20 protein-coding genes, 1 tRNA gene and 2 pseudogenes are annotated in these 18,780 nt (G+C 58.6%); 13 read left to right on the top strand and 10 right to left on the bottom strand.

The annotated features are described in order from the left end of the window. Positions 1-8: 8 nt before the first annotated feature. Positions 9-2,681, top strand: coding sequence for a bifunctional acetate--CoA ligase family protein/GNAT family N-acetyltransferase (locus tag Q1J43_RS11710; protein ID WP_301102680.1), 2,673 nt, complete (start codon positions 9-11; stop codon positions 2,679-2,681). On the opposite strand, the gene Q1J43_RS11715 is transcribed toward Q1J43_RS11710, so the two are convergent. The 3 genes from Q1J43_RS11715 to Q1J43_RS11725 form a co-directional block, all read right to left on the bottom strand. Further along, the gene (locus Q1J43_RS11715; RefSeq protein WP_301102681.1) at positions 2,678-3,442 is read right to left on the bottom strand and encodes a class I SAM-dependent methyltransferase; all 765 of its coding nucleotides are present in this window, start codon (positions 3,440-3,442) and stop codon (positions 2,678-2,680) included. The genes Q1J43_RS11710 and Q1J43_RS11715 overlap by 4 nt on opposite strands. Before the next feature lie 66 nt (positions 3,443-3,508). Beyond that, on the bottom strand, positions 3,509-3,883 hold the full coding sequence (locus Q1J43_RS11720) for a hypothetical protein (protein WP_301102682.1): 375 nt from the start codon (positions 3,881-3,883) through the stop codon (positions 3,509-3,511). Positions 3,884-4,267: 384 nt separating this feature from the next. Further along, on the bottom strand, positions 4,268-5,728 hold the full coding sequence (locus Q1J43_RS11725) for an MFS transporter (protein WP_301102683.1): 1,461 nt from the start codon (positions 5,726-5,728) through the stop codon (positions 4,268-4,270). Positions 5,729-5,872: 144 nt separating this feature from the next. Here Q1J43_RS11725 and Q1J43_RS11730 point away from each other — a divergent pair, with 144 nt between their 5' ends. Beyond that, positions 5,873-6,808, top strand: a complete 936-nt coding sequence (locus Q1J43_RS11730) for a LysR family transcriptional regulator (protein WP_301102684.1) — start codon at positions 5,873-5,875, stop codon at positions 6,806-6,808. A gap of 235 nt (positions 6,809-7,043) precedes the next feature. Here the strand turns inward: Q1J43_RS11730 and Q1J43_RS11735 are convergent, their stop codons facing one another. Both Q1J43_RS11735 and Q1J43_RS11740 read right to left on the bottom strand, forming a co-directional pair. Beyond that, positions 7,044-7,343: a DNA-binding transcriptional regulator gene (locus Q1J43_RS11735; RefSeq protein WP_301102685.1), complete on the bottom strand. Its 300-nt coding sequence runs from the start codon at positions 7,341-7,343 to the stop codon at positions 7,044-7,046. Beyond that, entirely contained in the window at positions 7,327-7,707 is a 381-nt protein-coding gene (locus Q1J43_RS11740) for a type II toxin-antitoxin system RelE/ParE family toxin (RefSeq protein ID WP_301102686.1), read from the bottom strand. The genes Q1J43_RS11735 and Q1J43_RS11740 overlap by 17 nt, the downstream gene beginning before the upstream one ends. 229 nt (positions 7,708-7,936) lie before the next feature. On the opposite strand from Q1J43_RS11740, the gene yjjJ reads away from it, so the two are divergent. Further along, a complete protein-coding gene (gene yjjJ, locus Q1J43_RS11745; protein WP_301102687.1) occupies positions 7,937-9,310 on the top strand; it encodes a type II toxin-antitoxin system HipA family toxin YjjJ in 1,374 nt (457 codons plus the stop codon). Between the two features lie 10 nt (positions 9,311-9,320). On the opposite strand, the gene Q1J43_RS11750 is transcribed toward yjjJ, so the two are convergent. Further along, positions 9,321-10,211 (bottom strand): LysR family transcriptional regulator, encoded by an 891-nt coding sequence (locus Q1J43_RS11750; protein WP_301102688.1) that lies wholly within the window; start codon positions 10,209-10,211, stop codon positions 9,321-9,323. 129 nt (positions 10,212-10,340) lie between these two features. Between Q1J43_RS11750 and gstA the strand changes: the two genes are divergently transcribed. From gstA to Q1J43_RS11765, 3 genes are all read left to right on the top strand, one after another. Continuing rightward, positions 10,341-10,952 carry a glutathione transferase GstA gene (gstA, locus tag Q1J43_RS11755; RefSeq protein WP_301102689.1) on the top strand — a complete coding sequence of 204 codons (612 nt, stop codon included), beginning with the start codon at positions 10,341-10,343 and terminating at the stop codon, positions 10,950-10,952. A 53-nt stretch (positions 10,953-11,005) separates the two neighbouring features. Next, positions 11,006-11,785 carry a class III extradiol ring-cleavage dioxygenase gene (locus Q1J43_RS11760; RefSeq protein WP_301102690.1) on the top strand — a complete coding sequence of 260 codons (780 nt, stop codon included), beginning with the start codon at positions 11,006-11,008 and terminating at the stop codon, positions 11,783-11,785. 570 nt (positions 11,786-12,355) lie between these two features. Beyond that, positions 12,356-12,446, top strand: a tRNA-Ser gene (locus Q1J43_RS11765). A gap of 389 nt (positions 12,447-12,835) precedes the next feature. On the opposite strand, the gene Q1J43_RS11770 is transcribed toward Q1J43_RS11765, so the two are convergent. Next, a complete protein-coding gene (locus Q1J43_RS11770) occupies positions 12,836-13,294 on the bottom strand; it encodes a LacI family transcriptional regulator (RefSeq protein ID WP_301102691.1) in 459 nt (152 codons plus the stop codon). Further along, entirely contained in the window at positions 13,291-13,851 is a 561-nt protein-coding gene (locus Q1J43_RS11775) for a zinc ribbon domain-containing protein (RefSeq protein WP_301102692.1), read from the bottom strand. Before Q1J43_RS11775 ends, Q1J43_RS11770 begins: the two co-directional genes overlap by 4 nt. 92 nt (positions 13,852-13,943) lie before the next feature. Between Q1J43_RS11775 and Q1J43_RS11780 the strand changes: the two genes are divergently transcribed. The 7 genes and pseudogenes from Q1J43_RS11780 (at position 13,944) to Q1J43_RS11810 (ending at position 18,295) form a co-directional block, all read left to right on the top strand. Next, positions 13,944-14,201, top strand: a complete 258-nt coding sequence (locus tag Q1J43_RS11780; RefSeq protein WP_301102693.1) for a hypothetical protein — start codon at positions 13,944-13,946, stop codon at positions 14,199-14,201. After that, a complete protein-coding gene (locus Q1J43_RS11785; RefSeq protein ID WP_301102694.1) occupies positions 14,198-15,409 on the top strand; it encodes a hypothetical protein in 1,212 nt (403 codons plus the stop codon). The genes Q1J43_RS11780 and Q1J43_RS11785 overlap by 4 nt, the downstream gene beginning before the upstream one ends. Before the next feature lie 33 nt (positions 15,410-15,442). Then, a complete protein-coding gene (locus Q1J43_RS11790; protein ID WP_301102695.1) occupies positions 15,443-15,739 on the top strand; it encodes a hypothetical protein in 297 nt (98 codons plus the stop codon). Between the two features lie 15 nt (positions 15,740-15,754). Continuing rightward, positions 15,755-16,306, top strand: a complete 552-nt coding sequence (locus tag Q1J43_RS11795; RefSeq protein WP_301102696.1) for a hypothetical protein — start codon at positions 15,755-15,757, stop codon at positions 16,304-16,306. A 3-nt stretch (positions 16,307-16,309) separates the two neighbouring features. After that, on the top strand, positions 16,310-16,714 hold the full coding sequence (locus tag Q1J43_RS11800; protein ID WP_301102697.1) for a hypothetical protein: 405 nt from the start codon (positions 16,310-16,312) through the stop codon (positions 16,712-16,714). 5 nt (positions 16,715-16,719) lie between these two features. After that, a pseudogene (locus Q1J43_RS11805) lies at positions 16,720-17,094 on the top strand (Sir2 family NAD-dependent protein deacetylase); the annotation flags it as partial. A gap of 151 nt (positions 17,095-17,245) precedes the next feature. Continuing rightward, the gene (locus Q1J43_RS11810; RefSeq protein ID WP_301102698.1) at positions 17,246-18,295 is read left to right on the top strand and encodes a Fic family protein; all 1,050 of its coding nucleotides are present in this window, start codon (positions 17,246-17,248) and stop codon (positions 18,293-18,295) included. Between the two features lie 6 nt (positions 18,296-18,301). On the opposite strand, the gene Q1J43_RS11815 is transcribed toward Q1J43_RS11810, so the two are convergent. Together Q1J43_RS11815 and Q1J43_RS11820 are read right to left on the bottom strand one after the other, a co-directional pair. Then, entirely contained in the window at positions 18,302-18,502 is a 201-nt protein-coding gene (locus Q1J43_RS11815) for a DNA-binding protein (RefSeq protein ID WP_301102699.1), read from the bottom strand. 151 nt (positions 18,503-18,653) lie between these two features. Next, positions 18,654-18,780, bottom strand: a pseudogene (locus Q1J43_RS11820) (IS1595 family transposase); the annotation flags it as partial.

Genomic DNA, 18,780 nt, shown 5'->3' on the forward strand with positions numbered 1-18,780 from the left:
CAGACCCGATGACGACCCGGAATCTCGAATTCCTCTTTCGCCCAAAGTCGGTCGCCGTGATTGCCGAACCCAGGGAAGCAAGCCGCTACGCCGACGTGGTGCTACGCAATCTCGCAGCCGGCGGATTTTGCGGGCCGGTCATGACGGCCAGTGCGCAATTGCGTTCACCGTTCGCGATCGGCGATCGGATGCGTATCGACACGCTCGAGGCGGTGCCCGACCTGGCGATCATTTGCGCAGCGCTGGACAAGGTCCCGCAGATCATTACTCAGCTTGGCGTCCTGGGCACGCGGGCGGTAATTGTCGGACCATCGGTGCGCGACAAAATGAGTGCCAGCCAGTCTCTGGCAGCGTTCAAGGCCATTCTTGATGCGGCGCGGCCGGACCTGATCCGGGTCCTTGGACCAGGCAGCGGTGGTCTGATCGTTACGGCACAGGGACTTAATGCCAGCGTCGCTCCCGTCACCGCCACACCAGGAAAAATCGCCCTCGTTACCCAGTCGGCTTCGGTCACCTCGGCGGTGCTTGACCGTGCCTACAGCAAGGGAATCGGCTTCTCGTCGGCAGTCCATCTGGGAGCCAGTATCGACATCGATCTGGCTGACGTACTCGACTGGCTGGCGGCTGACCCGGACACCGGATCGATCCTGGTGCAGTTTGACTCGGTCCTGTCCGGACGCAAGTTCATGTCGGCAGCACGCGCTGCCGCGCGCAACAAGCCGGTCGTCGCCATCCGCGGCGGACTGACCGGACGCGCATCCAGCGCACCGTTTACCACCGACGATCTCTATGAAGCGGCGCTGCGCCGCGCTGGCTGGGTCATCATCGATACTCTGGGCGATCTGTTCGAAGCCGCCGAGGCACTGGCCAGAGTGCGCCCGATGCGCGGCGAACGCCTCTGTATTTTGGCCAACGGTCACGGCCTCGGGCGCCTTGCCGGCGACGCCCTGCTGCGCTCCGGTGGCCAGTTGGCGGCTCTCGCCAAAAACACCGTCAAACAGCTTGGCGAACTGCTGCAAACCAGCGCGAAGCTTGGCAATCCGCTTGCGCTGCCGGCCAACATCACACCCGAAAAGTGGGCGGCAGCGCTGACGGCGGTGCTCACGGATGGCGGCACTGACGCAGTGATGACGGTCTGCTCACCATCACCGTTTGCATCAAGCACCGCCGTGGCCACGGCACTATGTCCGGTGATAGAGGCCAGCGCGCGCAACGTATTCACCTGCTGGGTCGGCGGCAGTGCGATGCTTGAGGCGCAGCATATAGCCGCAGCACATGGGGTGTTGAACCATGACTCGCCGGCCAATGGCATCGCGGTTTTTCTGGGTATCGTGAATTACCTGCGCAATCGCCAGCTACTGATGCAGATGCCACCGTCTGTGGCCGAGGATTTCTCGCCGGATAGTGCAATGGCCCGCAGTGTTGTCAGTGAGGCGATCACTGCCGGGGCCGATCTCCTGTCGGCACACTCGGCACGCCGCCTGTTGCGGGCCTACGGCATTGACGCCGCCGAGCATCATCTGGCCGGCAGTATCGATGCGGCGATACAGACCGCCGAGACAATCGGCTATCCGGTCGATCTTTTTCTGACCCTGGCCAATGCGCCCGAGTTTGAGCAGGCCGCTACCGGATTGCGCTCGTCGGCAGACATTCACATGGCAGCACGCGGCCTGCGCCGCAGTGCGCGTGCCGGGCACCCAGGCCTGCGCGCAAGCGGCTACCGGCTGCGCCCCAGCATCCCGCGCAGCGGCGTCCCCGCGCTGCGTCTTGGTGTCAGCGAAGACCCGCTGTTCGGCTCGGTGATTTTTCTCGGCCCATCAGTTGCCGCAAGGTCCAACGAGTGCCGCCTGGCAGTCGCCCTGCCACCGCTCAACCTGGCGCTAGCTCACGACCTGGTGGCGCGCAGCCGTTTTGCCGAGCTGGCTCCCGACGACCGGCGAGAAGCGCTTGAGTCCGCCGCCAGCAAGGTGCTGGTTCGCCTATCACAACTGCTGACGGACATCGACGAGGTGACCGGCGTCGAACTCGATCCACTGCATGTCGAGATCTCGGGTGTGCTGGCGCTGGACCTGCGCATCCACATCGCCAAGCGAGGGCAAAAACTCGGCCATCGTCGCTTTGCGATTTGCCCCTATCCGAAAGAACTTGAGCACTCGCTTGACTGGAACGGCCGCACGCTGTTGATCCGACCCATTCGGCCGGAAGACGAGACGGCCCTGAGCGAACTGCTCAATTCGCTGGCACCCGAGGACGCGCGCATGCGCTTCTTCGACACGATGAGGAATCTGCCACGTTCCCAGCTCGCCCGTTTTACCCAGATTGACTACGATCGTGAGATGGCGCTAGTGGCAACCGAACGCGACAGCGACGGCAACGAACGTTCGCTCGGCGAGGTTCGTGTCGTAGCCGATCCCGACACCCTCTTCGCCGACTTTGCCATCGTCGTCAGATCCGAACTCAAGGGCCAGGGACTCGGGCGGCTGTTGCTGCAAAGCATCATCAACTACGCCCGCAGCCGCGGCATCGGTGAGTTGCGCGGCGAAACGCTGTCCGGAAACCTGCGCATGCAGCGTCTGGCCCAGAACTTTGGTTTCCAGTTGAAAACCGGCGTCGAACGGGGAACAGTTGACCTTTGCCTGGCGCTGCGCGAGGACGAAAAAACACCGCACGCGGCCGCCTAGTCACCCGCCTCGAGCCTTGCCTTCAGCGATTTCTTCGGGTAAATATCAAAGCGGCTTGAATTGCCCTCGAGCGCATAGCTGGGCTTCCCGCCGGCAATGGCCGGCGCCTTGCGCGGGCGCTTGACGACTACCCGGTGCGTGGCTAGCGCCAAGGCCGTATCGAGCAACTCCGGCGCGTCGTCGTCAGCGCCGGTCAGAGGGCGAAACAGGCGCATTTCTTTTTTAACCAATGCGCTCTTGTCGCGCTGTGGAAACATCGGATCAAGGTAGATTACCTGCGGCGGTTCACCCTTCCATGCGCCCAGCAGATCGATGGCATTGCCGCAGATCAGCCGCATCTGCGCCACAATCGGCCCCACCTCGCGATCGCCCAGTGCCCGCAACAAACCATCTTCAAGCAGAGCAGCAACCAGGGGCTGACGTTCAATCAGGGTTAGTGCGCACCCCAGTCTGGCCAGCACGAAGGCGTCGCGCCCCAATCCAGCCGTGGCGTCCACCACGACTGGACGAACTCCCGGTTGGATGCCGACTGCTTTGGCGATCATCTGTCCGTTACCGCCGCCAAACAGCCGCCGGTGGGCGACCGCACCGGCGATGAAGTCCGCCCGGATCGGCCCCGCCGCGTTTGGCCCCAGTTCGGCAAACTGCAAGCCCTCTTGCCCCAACTGTAGGGCAAACTGTGCGTCGCTATCAAATGTCAATTGCAAACGCTTTGCCCAAACCGCTGCCGCCACGGCGAAAGCCGGGTCCAGGGCTTGCATGCAAACAGTAGCCACCGGGCGTTCATCAGAGGCCGTCCCGGAAATCGGCGTCAGCATGGCGTATGACTAAATCAGACTGCGCCGCCCCAGTGTTTTCTGGACCCGCGAACGCTCGCGCCGCCCGGCATAAATACTGGTCCAGATCCGCTTTTCGAGATCGGCATGCTCACCGGTGCACTGCTCGGGGGCGAAGTTCGCCAGCAACACCTTGCTAAGCAGGAATTTTGGCGACTCGCCAACAATCTCGGCCAGGTCGTTGGCCAGTGTGTCATCTGTGGTAAATGCGGCAATACAGCGCGCAAAGTGAATCCCCTGCGCGAAATTCTCCAGTTTGAGCGCCGCAACGTTCGCCGCGCCAGCGGCAGTCACACGATCCGTCGAGATGTGCATCGCGTCGACGATCAATCGAGTAATGCGCTGAAGTTCGGTGGTGTCTTCCATACGTTTCCTAAATGAATTCGGCGACGCCGATGAACGAATTATCCCGCAAGGCCCAGTGGAACGGAAAACCGGGTTAGACTATTGTCATGTTTAAAGTTTAGTTCCCAGTCAGAAAAGCTCGCCACGCTTGCCATTCAGTCGAATTATGGACTTCCGGTTTCGACCCATTTCAGCCGGTCAGGGTAGTAATAAGCGGACACTCAGACATCAGTGTATCCGAGAGCGATAGGCCAGGTATCTCTGACCAGGAACAGTGGGGCCATACGTGATTTGTCACAACTCATTCCTTTTGAGGGTCGCCATTCGCCCGAGTACGGGCCGACATGCATTGGCTTCTCATCAAAAGCTTCTTGCTTGCGTTGGAACTGCGGTGCCGGGCTAGCATCATGGCGTGTCTCCAGCGAACGATTGGCGTTTTGCGAGAACACGGCTTCCAACCCCGATGGCGAGCGCGACGACGACCAGAATGGCCGCGACGGCGAATGTGATCCGCATACCTGCGGCAACAGCCTCGGGACGTGCCGTTGCGATGTCGGTCGTCGCTGATGCGAACGCAAACACGGCACCCATAACGGATGCCCCGGTGATGAGTCCAAGATTGCGCGATAGACTGAGCAAGCCAGAGATGACCCCGCGCTGGTCTTGCTGGATACCGGCCATGACGGTGGTGTTGTTAGCGGTCTGGAACAGCGCATAGCTGGCTGTGATAATGACGAGAGGGGCGATGTAGCCGGATATGCCGAACCTCGCCGGCATCATGGATAAAATGAAGGAGCCTGTCGCTACACCGATGAGCCCGACGATGGTCATGCGATCAGAGCCAAAGCTATCCACACTGCGGCCAGAAGGAACGCCGCTCAATGCGGCGGCAAGCGGACCGACCGACATGACGAGTCCGACAAGGGGCGCATCGAGACCGAGCGCACGAGAGAGATAGAACGGGCCGACGACCAGCGTCGCCATAATCACCGTCGAGACGAGCGCGCTCATGGCGAGATTCGCACTCAGCATTGGGTTGCCGAACATCTTCAATTGAATCAAAGGTGATGCCACTCTCGCCTCGACACGCACGAAGAGGCCGACTCCGAATGCAGCGGCCAACAGCAGTGCCATGTTGAGAAGGCCGAAACTGCCGCGCCCGATTGTCATGGCAAGCGCATAAGCCACAAGCGCCAGGGCAAGAAGCAGCGTGCCCACATGATCGAAGCCGACCCGGTCTGTCTTTGGCCCTTGGCGATCAACAGGCAGGTAGCGACGCGCGAGAAGAAAAGCCAGGATACCCAGCGGTACCTTGACGAAAAAGATTGCCCGCCAACCGAGTCCGGCGATCAGAACGCCACCAAGCGACGGGCCGAGCGCGGTGCCAATCGCAGACATCGTTCCGAGCAGCCCCATGGCGCTACCGATCCTTGCCTTTGGGACCGTCTCGCCGACAAACGCAATGGTGAGCGCCATCATGATGGCCGCGCCGAGGCCCTGCATCGCCCGGGCCGCTATCAGCAGCCAGAGCGTGGGAGCGACGCCACACAGGATCGAGGCCACGGTAAACAGGAAGATTCCGGCAAGTAGCAGTCTCCGGCGACCGGTGATGTCACCGAGCCGTCCGACGCTGACGATCAGGGTGGTGATGGCGAGAAGATAGGCGAGGACGATCCACTGGACTCCCTGGAAAGAGGCGGCGAACGCTTGTGCGAGCGTTGGCAAGGCCACATTGGCGATGCTTGTGCCAAGAGAGGACAACAACATTGATAACGAAAGGCTGGTGAGCACCCAGCGAATCGAAGGTGCCCGTTCCGCACTTCCGGCTATTACCTTATCTTGTTCCGCAATGATCGGCTTCATCATGAACTCCTTTTCTCAACGATTCCCGAAATGGAGCGGTCAGAAACTGACTCTATTCCCATGTCTGACATAGCGGAAGACGCATTGTTTGCACTTTATTCGTGCGTTTAACGCCACATAACAATCAGGCTGTGCTATGGTTGACGCATGTCGACCCCAGATCTCAACCTGCTGGTCACTTTTGATGTGCTGCTCGCGGAAGGCAGTGTTGCGCGCGCCGCCCGACGGTTAGGTCTTAGCCCGTCGGCGATGAGCCGGGCATTGGCGCGGTTGCGTGAGACAACGGGTGATCCGCTGCTTGTCAGAGCGGGACGCGGTCTCGTCCCGACGCCAAGGGCGCTCGAACTGCGCGAACGTGTCAGTCAGCTTGTGCAGGATGCTGGAGTGGTTCTACGCCCCGCAGAAAAGCTCAACCTCAAACAGCTGGTCCGAACTTTTACACTGCGGACCAGCGAAGGCTTTGTGGAGAACTTCGGGCCAGTCCTTATTGCTCGTGTTTCCGAGGAAGCCCCCGGCGTACGGCTGTGCTTTGTACAGAAGCCAGACAAAGACAGCACGCCACTTCGCGACGGAATTGTCGATTTGGAAACAGGTGTTGTGGAGGAAAAGACGGCCCCGGAACTGCGTGTGCAAGCACTATTCAGAGATCGTCTCGTCGGCGTTGTGCGAATCGGGCATTCGCTGTGCCAAGGTGAAATCACGCCTGCCCGTTATGCGGCTGGCCGGCACATCTGCGTCTCGCGCCAGGGACCAGACAAGGACCCAATTGACGAGGCTCTCAAGCCATTCGGGTTGGAACGAAAGATCGCCGTTGTCCTCGTCGGTGGCTTTTCGACCGCGGTCGCTCTGGCTAGGGCTACCGATCTGGTTGCCAGCGTTCCTGAACGACATACTGGAAACCTTCGCGCTGGAATGCATAGTTTTCCGCTTCCAGCCTCCACGCCGAAATTTACAATTTCATTGCACTGGCACCCTCGGATGGATTCCGATCAAGCGCATCGTTGGCTGCGCGGGTGCGTTCGGAACGCATGCTCGGAACAACTCACCGATTCATCCGTATGCAGAGAATCCGCCGCCGAGTGAAATGACGTTACGAGATTAACTACCTTTCTTGGCTTCTCGTCAAAATGACCCAACTCACCAGCGAATGTTTGTTCCTAAGGCACATCGGTCAACAAGGCAGGAGGCAAACGACCGCTTATGGGAATTCCCGTGACGGTCCGCTTCTGGCCGTCAACTGACGACCGCCGCAAAATGACAAAAAACTACGCCTGGCTTTGACCTGTTGCTGCGTCTCTCGCGACCGCAGGCCGTTTGTTCAGACCAGCACTTCCAGCCCCTTACGCTCAATCACTGAAAGCAATCGTGCCGCCGCACCACTGGGCTTTTTATCGCCGTTTTCCCACTTCTGAACGGTAGAAATACTGGCGTTGAGGTAGGCCGCAAAGACGGCCTGACTGATGTGTAGGCTCTCCCGCAAGCGCCGGATCATTTCCGCCGTGTAGGCCGGGGGGGGCAGGCATTGTGTTTCAAAGTCACGCAATGTTTGCTTGTCCACTGCGCCGATGCCATGCAAACCACGCATCGTTTCCAGGGCTTCGTTAATTATTCGGCTCATGGTGCACCTCCATCAATTCGTTGGCGTTCAACGCGGTTTCAATCTGAGCGTTATTGAGCACGACCAGGGTGCTCGCGAGGCTCTGATAAATCCCCAACTCACGCCGGGTAATGTTGTCCCGGTCACGCTTCTCAAACCCGAAAAGAAAATATAACGTGCCAGCGAAGCGCGTGGCCAGAAGAGTGCGCGTACTACCGCTTTTGCCTTGCCCAGGTAGCGCCACCCGTTGCTTGAACAGGTTGCTACCCAGATCGGCATCAATCAACCCCCGCTCAATATCAGCGACGGCCTTCAATAAAGCCGTGTCGGTTACTCCAGCTTTGCCAGCCCAACGATCAAATACCCGTGTCTTGAAAACTCTCATGACTTATTGTATCACTTGGTGCAATATCGAAGTCAATGGCCGGCGCTACTCGGGAATCGATCTGGCCAAGGTGAATAGCCAAATTGGTGGTTATAGTTAGCCAAGTTCCGTATGGCCGCACTGATTGTTCATTTTTCGTTGCATAAATTAATAAGAATAAATTATAACTAATTGACAAATAATATTAATTTACACAATATTCGTTGCATTATTCGTTGCGTTATTTCCTATGACCAAAGTTCTTCCCGAAACTCTGCTGCGCGCCCTGCGCGAGCATCCTCGCACCGGCAGCGCTGAGCTTTGTCGCCTGCTGGGCGGTATCAATCGGTCAACACTGGCCCGTGGAGTTCAGGTTCTGGAGGAGCGCGTTGTGAGCCGGGGCAGTTCGCGTCGCAGCCGTTATGCCTTGCGGCGAGAGCTGCGCGGCAGCCTGGCAGCACTTCCTTTGTATCGCATCGATGAAACAGGACAGGGCCACGAAGTTGGGCAGCTCGATCTTCTCTATCCCGCGGGCTCCGCGCTGGCGCTACGCGAACCTTTTTTATGGCCTCTCGATGATAACTCCCGTGACGGCTGGTTCGACGGTTTGCCTTATCCACTCATGGACATGCGCCCGCAAGGCTTCCTTGGTCGCAATTTCGCCCACCAGCACGGGCCTGACCTCGCGGTTTCAGACAACCCGGAGGCATGGTCAGAATCCGATATTGCCCATGTCCTGAGCACCATGGGCAGCGATCTGCCGGGCAATCTCATTCTGGGGGAACGAGCCTACCGTCGTTTCCTCGACAGCAAGCTTCTTGCAAGAGGGAGCGCCTTGCTCGCAGGACAGTTGGAGCTTGCCTATCCAGACCTGGCAGCGGCTGCGCTAGCTCAGGGAGCGGGCGGTTCTTCCGCTGGCGGCGAGTTTCCCAAGTTCACGGCTCGCCGCTATATGGGCGAACGCCTGGTCGAGGTCATCGTCAAATTTTCAGGCGCCGACGGATCCTTGGCCGTTCAGCGCTGGGCCGATCTGCTGGTGTGCGAACACCTGGCGCTGGAGACTGTTAACCAACAACTCGGCATTCAAGCAGCGCAGAGCGCCATCCGGCACTATGCCGGGCGGACATTTCTTGAAGTGCTTCGCTTTGATCGTCATGACAACTTCGGCCGCTCACCAGTGTGCACGCTGAGCAGCATCAACGCGTCCCTGCTCGGCACCGCAGCACAGCCCTGGCCGCGTACAGCACAGTTGCTGCACAAGAAGGGATGGTTGTCAGCCGAGAGTGTGGCGGCGATTGAGCGCATCTGGTGGTTTGGCCGGCTGATTGGAAACACCGATATGCATGAAGGCAACCTCGCCTTTCGGCCTGGGCTTACACTGGCGCCAACCTACGACATGCTGCCCATGCTGTATGCGCCCCTACGCGGGGGAGAACTGCCGACCCGAGCCTATGCACCTGAATTACCCTTGCCGGCTGAAACTCCGGCGTGGCGGCAGGCGGCAGAGGCGGCCCGCTACTATTGGCGGCTGTGCCTTGCCGATCCGCGTATCAGCCCGGCATTTCAGCAGATTTGCGCTGAAAATGCTCAGACCCTCGACCAGGTGAGGGCGAACAGCTTCTGAGCGACTGATTTCACTGGTTGGCAAACCATTGCGCGAGAAAGCCGGTCATCGCCTGGACCTTGGCCGACAGGTGCCGGCGTGTCGGATAGACGACATGGATCGGCAAGCGTTTGGCTCCCCAGTCCGGCAGCAAGTGCACCAGCAGACCACGCTCGATCAGTGGCAGGAGGATGAAACATGGGCCGTAGACGATGCCGCTGCCAGCCACCGCCATTTGCGCAAGCAGCATGCCGTTGTTGGCCTTGATGGCGCCGCCGATGCGCACGCTGAGCGCTTCGCCGCGGCTATCCTCGAACTCCCAATGGTTGCCGGTCGCTGAAAAAGCATAGGCAAAGCAGGCGTGCCGGGTCAGATCGTCCGGGACTAGCGGTGTCCCGGCCCGCGCCAGGTAAGCCGGTGCCGCAGCAGCCAGCAGCGCGGTTTCGCCGATCTGCCGGGCGACGACATTCTCACTGCCCACGCGCCCGACCCGAATCGCCAGATCGAGCCCCTCTTCGGTGAAATCGGCGACCTTGTCGGAGAGCACGATATCAAGTGTGATCTCCGGATGGGCCTGGGAAAACGCGGCAAAGGCCGGCGCCAGACGCAGCACCGCGAGCGCGATCGACGCCGTCAGCCGCAAACGACCACGCGGTCGCCGCGCTTCACCAGCGACGCTGGCTTCGGCTTCTTCAAGATCGGCGAGCAACTGAGTACAGCGCTCGAAATAGGCAAACCCCTCGGCAGTCGGACTCATTCGCCGCGTCGTCCGGTTAAGCAAGCAAACGTTTAAATGCGCCTCCAACTGCGCCACGTGGCGCGATACGGCGGACGTAGACAAGCCCATCTGATCGGCGGCGGCGGCAAAACCACCGGCCTCAATCACCGAGCAGAAAACACGCATGGCCTCGAATCTGTCCAAAATATTATCCCGAATTTCGCAATACAGTTTCGATTATAGCCATGTTTATTCTTTTATTCGGGACGACTAAAGTGAACTTCAACGCGGGATCGGCCTGCGTCTGACCAAACCACTTCAAGGAGCCGCACTATGAAACTTTATTTTTCCCCGGGAACCTGCTCATTCTCACCGCATATCGCCCTGCGCGAAGCTGGCATTGACGTCGAACTCGTTCGCGTCGATATCAAGAAACATGTCGTCGTTGCCGATGGCAGCGATTTCTCGGCGATCAATCCGAAAGGCTACGTCCCGGTCCTTGAACTCGACAACGGCGTGCGCCTGACGGAAGGCCCGGCCATCGTCCAATACATCGCCGACCTCAAGCCCGAGTCCGGCCTCGCCCCCCAATCCGGGACGCTGGAACGCTATCAGTTGCAGGAATGGCTGGGATTCATCAATTCGGAAATGCACAAAGGATTTAGCCCGCTCTTCAACCCGGCCACCCCGGCCGAATACAAGACCATCGTCAACCGGAATCTGGCTAATCGCCTGGACTATCTGGCCAGCCGTCTGGCGACGCACGACTACCTGATGGGCGAGCGCTTTAGCGTCGCCGATGGCTATCTATTCACCGTCCTCGGCTGGGGCCAGTGGGTCGGCATCGACATCAAACAGTGGCCGGCCCTCGTCGCCTTCCAGCAGCGTGTTGGCCAGCGCGCCAGCGTGCGCGATGCACTGGCCGCAGAAGCTGCAACAAACTGATAAGACACAGGGGGTGGCAAGCAATGCCACCCCCAACCGACAGGCAGGACACCATGACCCAACCCGTTTTATTCCTCTCGCACGGCTCGCCAATGACGGCGCTCGGTGGTGACGAACTGACCCAGATCTGGTCCATTCTGGCCTCGAGGCTAAAAACGCCGGCCGCAATTCTCGTCGTCTCCGCGCACTGGACGACGCGCCTGCCCATTCTCAGCGGCAGTGCGCAGCCCGAAACGATTCACGACTTCGGCGGATTTCCCGAGGAACTCTACCAGCTTCGTTACCCAGCGCCCGGAGCGCCGGCACTGGCGCAGCGCATCAAGCAGCAACTGACCGCCGCCGGCATCGCTACCGGCATCGACGCCGGCCGCGGCCTGGACCACGGCGCCTGGGTGCCGCTGCGCACCCTTTTTCCGGCGGCCGACATTCCGGTGCTGCAACTCTCCGTCCAGCCTGAACGCTGCGCCCGCCACCACTTCGCTCTCGGCGCCGCGCTGGCCCCGCTCGCCGATGACAACATCCTGCTCATCGCCTCCGGCCACCTGACACACAATCTGGGCGAATACATGCGCGGCAAGCCACGCGCCGCGGAGACCATTGCTTTCCGCGACTGGGTGCACAGCCGCCTGCTGGCCGGCGACAGCGAAGCCCTGTTCGACTGGCCGCAGGATGCGCCGCATGCAAACTTCGCCCACCCGACTCCGGAACACTTCCTGCCCCTCTTCGTCGCGCTTGGCGCGGCCGGGCCGGAGCACACAACAGAATGGCTTGGCGGCGGCTGGGTCGGCCAGGTGCTGGCTGCCGACAACTACCGGTTTGCGCAGGTGGTCTGATCGTCCGGCAGCGAACTAAGGGACCATGGCGCGAGGGCGCCGCTGATTTCACGAATAAGCCCGTCAGCAGAATTTGTGGGTACTTTGACATATTTCTGATGCTCGGTGGCGTGGTGTCCATCATCACTGGCGAATTCATTCCTGGGTGGAAATACGCGCCTCGTTCAGGCTCTCTCAAGAAACGCACGTTAAGTTATTGTTTTTACTGTGAACCATAAAATCACCATGCCAATGGCATGCTGGTGTTTCTTCCAAACGTCTTGCGGCTGTTAGGGCGATTACTACAAGGGCTTCCCCGATTACGCAAGTGCGCGTGATGTTTTTTTCTGTCTCGTTTCGACATCTCCAGGCCTCATTGCGTCAAGTGCGGACGAAGTCCGGCGCCAGGGTAAATTTGTTCTAACCATCCATCATTTCGGCGCAAGCGACCGTAGGAAGTGCAGAGCCCGGAATGGGAGCGACCATCTATGACGGTAAATCAATGGGTTAGCGGTAGAACAAATTTACCCTGGGAAGGCTGGTTCAGTATTTGTTGATCGACCATGCTTCTGCTAGAATGCGCCCTCTTCTGGAGAGGTGGATGAGTGGTTTAAGTCGCACGCCTGGAAAGCGTGTGTGGGATAACATCCCACCGCGGGTTCGAATCCCGCCCTCTCCGCCAGGATTATAAGAAAACCGCCTATCCAGGCGGTTTTTTACGCCTACACCTGCGTGTCTGCGCGGGTTACTGCGGGTTCATGTTTACTTCGCTGTTCCAACGACTAGCCCCAGTACAGGCCTATTCTCTCTCCAGAGCCACTTTTTTCTCCGTATTCGTTTGCCAGTGAAATGTGGCGAAGTAAATGAGTCGGCAGATTTAGACTGTTTTTAATCAATCGGTTAGCCACTTACTTTTCAATCGGTTTTTTCGTGGTTTTGGTGGGCAACGGAACCTCTAGCATGCCTCTGCGACGATCATCGCTGGTCATCGCGTGGCCCCACCGATAAAATTCATGCCTTATGCCGCTCTGTCAAAGACCGACAAAGTCCTTGCTGCCGAGCATTTCCCAATCAGCCTATCGATTCGTGCTCGGCAATCAAGGATGCGACAAGAGCCCGTTGCTCATCCCAAATTACCGGGTCCATTGCCGAGAAATCAAAAAGCCTGATCTGGTCTGGAAGGTCGTCGTCGAGGATTGCCGCTACTAGATCAGGGGCCAGTGTCGTGAGCCTCAGCATCCTGGAAACATAAGGATTACTTACCCCTTCGAGATCGGCAAGTTCCTGTTGAGTACGCACTTCGCCCGAGTCGAGCATGCGTTGCCATCGGTGTGCTCGCGCCAGAGCTCGCTGGAGTGGGGTGGGCTCCGAATCCCATGGTCGAGGCTTCAGAACTTCCCCATCCGGCAGCGTGACAAGTTTTCGACCACTGCGACGCTTGAAATTGATCGGCACAGCAACGGCGATGCGGCCGTCGCTCGCCAATTGGATTTCTGCGTCACCAACCCGCTGAATTTTGAGGTCGCTCATGCCGCCACCTTGTCTTCACTACGCTGGGTGTTGAGTTCAAGAAGTACACGTTCGATTCCGTTCGTGCGCAGCCGGAGTTCCAATTCATTGGGCGAAACCACCACTTTCTCGACCAGAAGACTGACCAAACGGTGCTGCTCGACCGGAAACAATTCATCCCAAATTGCATCGAGCCGGGTCAGCCCAACCGTAACCTTGGCCTCGTCTAGCGATGGGTCGAGGGCCGTGGCTTTTGGCACGACGTCGGCGATCAATTCCGGAGAGCGTAGCAAACCACGAAGTTGCTCGAGAACCGCCGATTCCAGTTCGGCGGCGGGCAGGCGGGGAAGTCCTGACGCACCGGCATGCTCCTTCAAGTCACGTTGCGACACGTAGTACCGATAGACCCGCCCCGTCTTTCTTTTCGTGGTGTGCCAGGGAGCGAGAGCCCGTCCGTCAATGCCGAAAACCAGTCCTTTCAACAAAAAAGGAGTTTGAGCACGCGTATTGTTGGCCCGCGCTCGGCCATTGGTGGCGAGAATAGCGTGTACGTCATCCCAGGTTTTTTGATCAATCAATGGCGGGTGTTGGCCGGGGTACCCGTCAGCTGAAAGAGATTCGACTCTCGTGCGAGTTCTGTAGCAGTGGCCTGTGGAACGACAAGGGGCAGATGCTGGCCTATGACCTTCTTGATCTTCCGTTTCCGCTGGTGAGGCGTATCGCTGCCTGGCAGCACGATTTTGATGAAATGGAGAATCCTCCGGCGACTGGCGATGAGGCTTGGTGGGAACGCCATGAGCAAGAGGAGGTCAGCATTGCCACGGAGCTCCAAACAGCCATGGGAGAGAGCCCTATCATCAAACTGTATCGCAAGGATGGCTGGTTGAGTATCGCGGACATCAACCAGTTTGAGGGAGAAAAGCAATGAAATTAGCCTGGAGCAAAAACAACAAACCAGAGGGGCAGCCACCGGATCGTGGGATCGCCCGCAACGTTGGCCAGTTGCTCGGTCGACTGGATGAAATACTGCCCTTCATTTACATCGCGCAGTACGGGGCATCTGATCGTGAACTGCGCGAGCGGACGACGAATGAGGCGGCTGGGCTCTTTGCCATTGGCAAGCAGACGGGTGGAGACCGTCCTGGCGTCGCGCCTCGCGTTGGGCTGGTGCTTCCAATAAACCTGTGCCGAGATGAAAAGGTGCGCACCACATTGCTGGAAATCCCCGCACTGATTGATGGCACGAAGAACATCACGATGTCTGATCGGCGACGTGCCGTACAGGCCAAGCTTGATGATGCCTTCGGCGGCGAGTTGATGATTGAGGATCGGGAGGGCATGGATGGATTTTTCGCGCTCAAGCCTGGTCCCGGGTTGTTCAAGCGACTGCACGAGTCATTCGATTACGTTATCTCAGTTCTGGACAATCCGACTGGGGTGGTCCATGTGACCGAAACGAGCAACTTCCGTTGGCGCAGCTTTGGCGAATTGATGGAGTGGTACCACGGACTACGCGGATCGGATCGTTTCGGTGGGTGGTCGGCCTTGACCCCGTTCTATGTCTGCGGCGACACAGGGGTTTTGCATTCCTACAGCACAGATCGTTGGGCGCGACGAGGCCTGATCAGGCCTGCCCAAGAGCCGTCGAAGTGGTTTGTGATCCGCCCCAGTCTGCCCAACGCGAATCTTGGCGTGCGCTTGGAGATGGAGGAATACGGTTGGGCAAAGTTGCACCTGACGCTCGATGCCACCTCGGTCTCAATTTGCTTATCCGATGTCTTCGATCCATTTCCCGAGTTGGTCGCCTGGGGGCGGGAGATTGACGAAGGCGATCTGCCGATCCAAATGGAGATCGACGAAGAAGGCCGGATAGCCGTGTTGACCGTACTACGCACCGAGAATCCATCACGCGTCCTGTTGCGCGTCACGCGCAATTACGAAAACGAAATCTTGCTGGAAGGTGTTGTCGATCGGGCTACCTTGGCGTCAGCGCTGAAGTCCGAGCTTCGCCGTTTCTTCACCACAGAGTTCGATCCGCAGCACTGGGACATGGGGCGCGATGAAGATCCGGAAGAAGGCTATGTTCAGACCCGTGACCAGGTGCTGGGGCACGCGTGGCTTGCGCTGGCCAAGTAACAACAAGAATCTGGAAAGGCGATTGAGGCGGCGATGATCAAGGACGTGATTGATAAGTTGCGCATCTACCTGTTCCCGCCAGTTACTCGGCGGGATGCACTGGAGATCGCAGCCAAAAAAATGGCGCAGGCCGATGTCGCGCTGATCTGTCACGGCAGAAAACCGCCTCGATTCCACATCTATAACGAGCCGGCAGAACCTTGCTGGTGGATACAGGCACCGTGGGGCGATGGCCGTTCTGAATATGCGCTGCGGAGCAGTCGGTTGATTTTGGTTGGCCGAAAAACGGGCCTCGTTCATTACGATGGATCGGCCAACGATGAAGGCTAGTTGAGCATGTGCGCAATGCCGTCACAGGGAGTGGATATGCAGGATGTCGCCAAGATAAAACCGGAGTACCCGAGTGCTTTCTACGGCCTTGTCGAGGAAGCCATCGAGGCCGTCCTCCTTTATCCGGCCGATGGGGACTCCGGTGGCCCCTTCTGGGATGAGCGCGGCGAACTGGACCTTGTGCGAGGCAAGGATTGGGACGAGGAAGACGTTGGGATCGTCCCGCTTGGCGGGGACTGTTATCGCCTGGCTGAACGGCTGATGGGGCCATTCTCTGGGCTCAGATTGTATTGGGGTGACGAGTTCACGGCCGACCAGACTGACGAGGGAGCATTGAGGATCACATCGGTGGTTGTTCCTCGTCGCTACGTCCATTTTCGATTTCTTGCATCGAAATTCAATAACGATCACCCGCTCGCCAAGCACTTGCATGCCATGGGGGGAGGATGGGAAACCGTCGCTACCGGCATGCTGACGTTGACTGTTCCAGCCGAGCACGGGGCAGAGTTTCAGCGCCTGATGTACGAAGAGGGGTTGGCCCCTGGTGTGATCACCCTGGAGGTATGAGAGATGGCCGTTGCCCTCGAATTCATCGATTTCATTGTTCCGATCGCAGTCATTCGCGAGAAGTACCCGGGAGGATGGGAGCAGTGCCTCAAAGACCATGAGCGCCTGATCGGCGGACGTGTCTGGTATGACGATCATTTGCTCCGCGATGGCGCTATGAATCCTAATGACATCGAATCGCTTATCGACGAATGGACGGAGTTGGGTTTTCAGCCGATGGAAGAGCGCGATGGGGATCGCACCTGGAAGGACGCTTGTGTCGTCGAGTCGATGTTTGGCGGACCGACATTGCCCTGCGAATGGCTGGCCATCGGTGAGGATGGTTGTTCTGCATACCTGAGAGGAACTGATCCTGGACCGACAAGGTCGCGGCCACCTCGCCAGACACACGCAGAGGAGTCCGAGTGACAGAGATTTCAGCAGAGGAATTGGCGAAGCGTTTTAATGCAGCCGCGCACCTGATCGATGAGGCCGACAGCCTGATCATTGCTGCCGGCGCCGGCATGGGCGTGGATTCTGGCCTCCCCGACTTTCGGGGGGTGAGCGGCTTCTGGCAAGCCTATCCCGCCCTCGGTCGGGCAAAGATTCGCTTCGAGAGTATCGCCTCGCCGACCACCTTCAAAAGAGATCCGACGCTGGCTTGGGGGTTCTATGGCCACAGGCTGAATTTGTACCGCGCGACAGTGCCTCACGAAGGCTTCCACTTGCTGAAGGCCATGACGGACGAAATGCCGTGCGGTGGCTTCGTCTTCACCAGCAATGTCGACGGGCAATTTCAGAAAGGTGGGCGTGTTCTTACACGCCCGTTCCGACCCATCGGGTCAGACGTCAATCACCCGATGTTCCGCAACACTACGGGATAAGTCGATGGAATGGGTGTAATCGGGCGTGAGAATGGTTTTCTTCTTTATTGGGTGTAAATGGGTGTAGTATTGGCTCATGCTGAAAACCGACACCATCCAGATCACCTCGGAGATCTTGAGCCTCATCGCCAAGATCGACGAGTTCAAGGGCGCCTGGCGCGCTTTGGGCACGCTCGCACCCGACCGCCTGTCGGCTCTGCGCCGCGTGGCCACCATCGAGAGCATCGGTTCCTCCACACGCATCGAGGGCAGCAAGCTGTCCGATCGGGAGGTGGAGCAGCTCCTGTCGAACCTGGAAATCAAATCCTTCGCCACCCGAGACGAGCAGGAAGTGGCTGGCTATGCCGAGCTGATGGACTTGGTGTTCTCGTCGTGGCAGGACATCCCGGTCACCGAGAACCACATCAAGCAGTTACACCAGATCCTGCTGCGCCACAGCGAGAAGGACACCTGGCATCGCGGCAATTACAAAACCAACTCGAACAGCGTCGCTGCGTTCGACGAAACCGGCGCGCAGATCGGTATCGTGTTTCAGACTGCGTCACCCTTCGATACGCCGCGCCTGATGACGGAGTTGGTGGCCTGGGTTAACCAGGAACGGGAGACGGCCCGACTGCATCCGCTGCTGATCATTGCCCTGTGCGTTGTCGTTTTCTTGGAGATCCATCCCTTCCAGGATGGCAACGGACGGCTGTCCAGAGTACTGACCACACTGCTGCTTCTGCAGGCCGGCTATGCCTATGTGCCGTACAGTTCGTTGGAAAGTGTGATCGAACATAGCAAGGAAGCCTACTACCTGGCGCTGCGTCAGACGCAGGGCACGATCCGCACCGAATCGCCGAACTGGCAGCCGTGGCTGGTGTTCTTTCTGCGTTCCCTGGCCGAGCAGATGCGGCGCCTGGAGAAGAAAGTCGAGCGCGAGAAGATCGTGCTGGCGGCCATGCCTGAACTGCAACTGCAGATTGTCGAGTTCACCCGTGAGCATGGTCGTGTCACGATTGGTGAAGCGATCAAGCTAACCAGCGCCAGCCGCAATACGCTCAAGCAGCACTTCCGTACTCTGGTCGAGCGCGGCACGCTGAACCAGCACGGCAGTGGTCGAGGGGTTTGGTACGACCTGCGCTAAAACGCTCTAAACGGCGACGGCCTTGCTGGTGGACGACATGAGGCATGCGGATTCATACTCTTCGATATCGACAAGACGGTAGAGCACGCGACCGCAGAGTTTCAGATATTTGGGGCCGATCCCCTCGGTTCGCCAGCGTTCAAGTGTTGCCTCACTGACATCCCAGCGCTTGGCGAGGTTTCGTTGGTTGAAATGAATGATCTCCATGCAGGGCTCCGAACGGGTTGGTGGGAGTCCATGAAGGCGCTGTTCCGTCAACAAGCCAAGCCAGCAATTGGCAACGATGTGGATTTCGGTTCGACTGCGGGATTCGGATTCGAACTGCGCCATGATTGTTGATGCAACCGTGCTTATCCGGTTAGCTCCCATGCCTACTACCTGTAGTGGGACGTAATTTTTTTGCATATAGTTCGGCATAGGTTGGCGCAGTGACGTCGCCAGCAATGCCCAGCAGGGAGCGGAAAGCGTTGAATGGGTAGAAGCGG

Source organism: Propionivibrio sp., assembly GCF_029255185.1.
Taxonomy (GTDB): domain Bacteria; phylum Pseudomonadota; class Gammaproteobacteria; order Burkholderiales; family Rhodocyclaceae; genus Propionivibrio.

Bases quoted from the DNA above. Each gene is read 5' to 3' on its own strand.
- Q1J43_RS11715 (WP_301102681.1), bottom strand. From the start codon at position 3,442: ATGCAAGCCCTGGACCCGGCTTTCGCCGTGGCGGCAGCGGTTTGGGCA.
- gstA (WP_301102689.1), top strand. From the start codon at position 10,341: ATGAAACTTTATTTTTCCCCGGGAACCTGCTCATTCTCACCGCATATC.
- Q1J43_RS11725 (WP_301102683.1), bottom strand. From the start codon at position 5,728: ATGATGAAGCCGATCATTGCGGAACAAGATAAGGTAATAGCCGGAAGT.
- Q1J43_RS11710 (WP_301102680.1), top strand. From the start codon at position 9: ATGACGACCCGGAATCTCGAATTCCTCTTTCGCCCAAAGTCGGTCGCC.
- Q1J43_RS11760 (WP_301102690.1), top strand. From the start codon at position 11,006: ATGACCCAACCCGTTTTATTCCTCTCGCACGGCTCGCCAATGACGGCG.
- yjjJ (WP_301102687.1), top strand. From the start codon at position 7,937: ATGACCAAAGTTCTTCCCGAAACTCTGCTGCGCGCCCTGCGCGAGCAT.
- Q1J43_RS11795 (WP_301102696.1), top strand. From the start codon at position 15,755: ATGCCGTCACAGGGAGTGGATATGCAGGATGTCGCCAAGATAAAACCG.
- Q1J43_RS11815 (WP_301102699.1), bottom strand. From the start codon at position 18,502: ATGGAGATCATTCATTTCAACCAACGAAACCTCGCCAAGCGCTGGGAT.
- Q1J43_RS11785 (WP_301102694.1), top strand. From the start codon at position 14,198: ATGAAATTAGCCTGGAGCAAAAACAACAAACCAGAGGGGCAGCCACCG.
- Q1J43_RS11740 (WP_301102686.1), bottom strand. From the start codon at position 7,707: ATGAGAGTTTTCAAGACACGGGTATTTGATCGTTGGGCTGGCAAAGCT.
- Q1J43_RS11720 (WP_301102682.1), bottom strand. From the start codon at position 3,883: ATGGAAGACACCACCGAACTTCAGCGCATTACTCGATTGATCGTCGAC.
- Q1J43_RS11770 (WP_301102691.1), bottom strand. From the start codon at position 13,294: ATGAGCGACCTCAAAATTCAGCGGGTTGGTGACGCAGAAATCCAATTG.
- Q1J43_RS11800 (WP_301102697.1), top strand. From the start codon at position 16,310: ATGGCCGTTGCCCTCGAATTCATCGATTTCATTGTTCCGATCGCAGTC.
- Q1J43_RS11780 (WP_301102693.1), top strand. From the start codon at position 13,944: ATGCTGGCCTATGACCTTCTTGATCTTCCGTTTCCGCTGGTGAGGCGT.
- Q1J43_RS11810 (WP_301102698.1), top strand. From the start codon at position 17,246: ATGCTGAAAACCGACACCATCCAGATCACCTCGGAGATCTTGAGCCTC.
- Q1J43_RS11730 (WP_301102684.1), top strand. From the start codon at position 5,873: ATGTCGACCCCAGATCTCAACCTGCTGGTCACTTTTGATGTGCTGCTC.
- Q1J43_RS11790 (WP_301102695.1), top strand. From the start codon at position 15,443: ATGATCAAGGACGTGATTGATAAGTTGCGCATCTACCTGTTCCCGCCA.
- Q1J43_RS11735 (WP_301102685.1), bottom strand. From the start codon at position 7,343: ATGAGCCGAATAATTAACGAAGCCCTGGAAACGATGCGTGGTTTGCAT.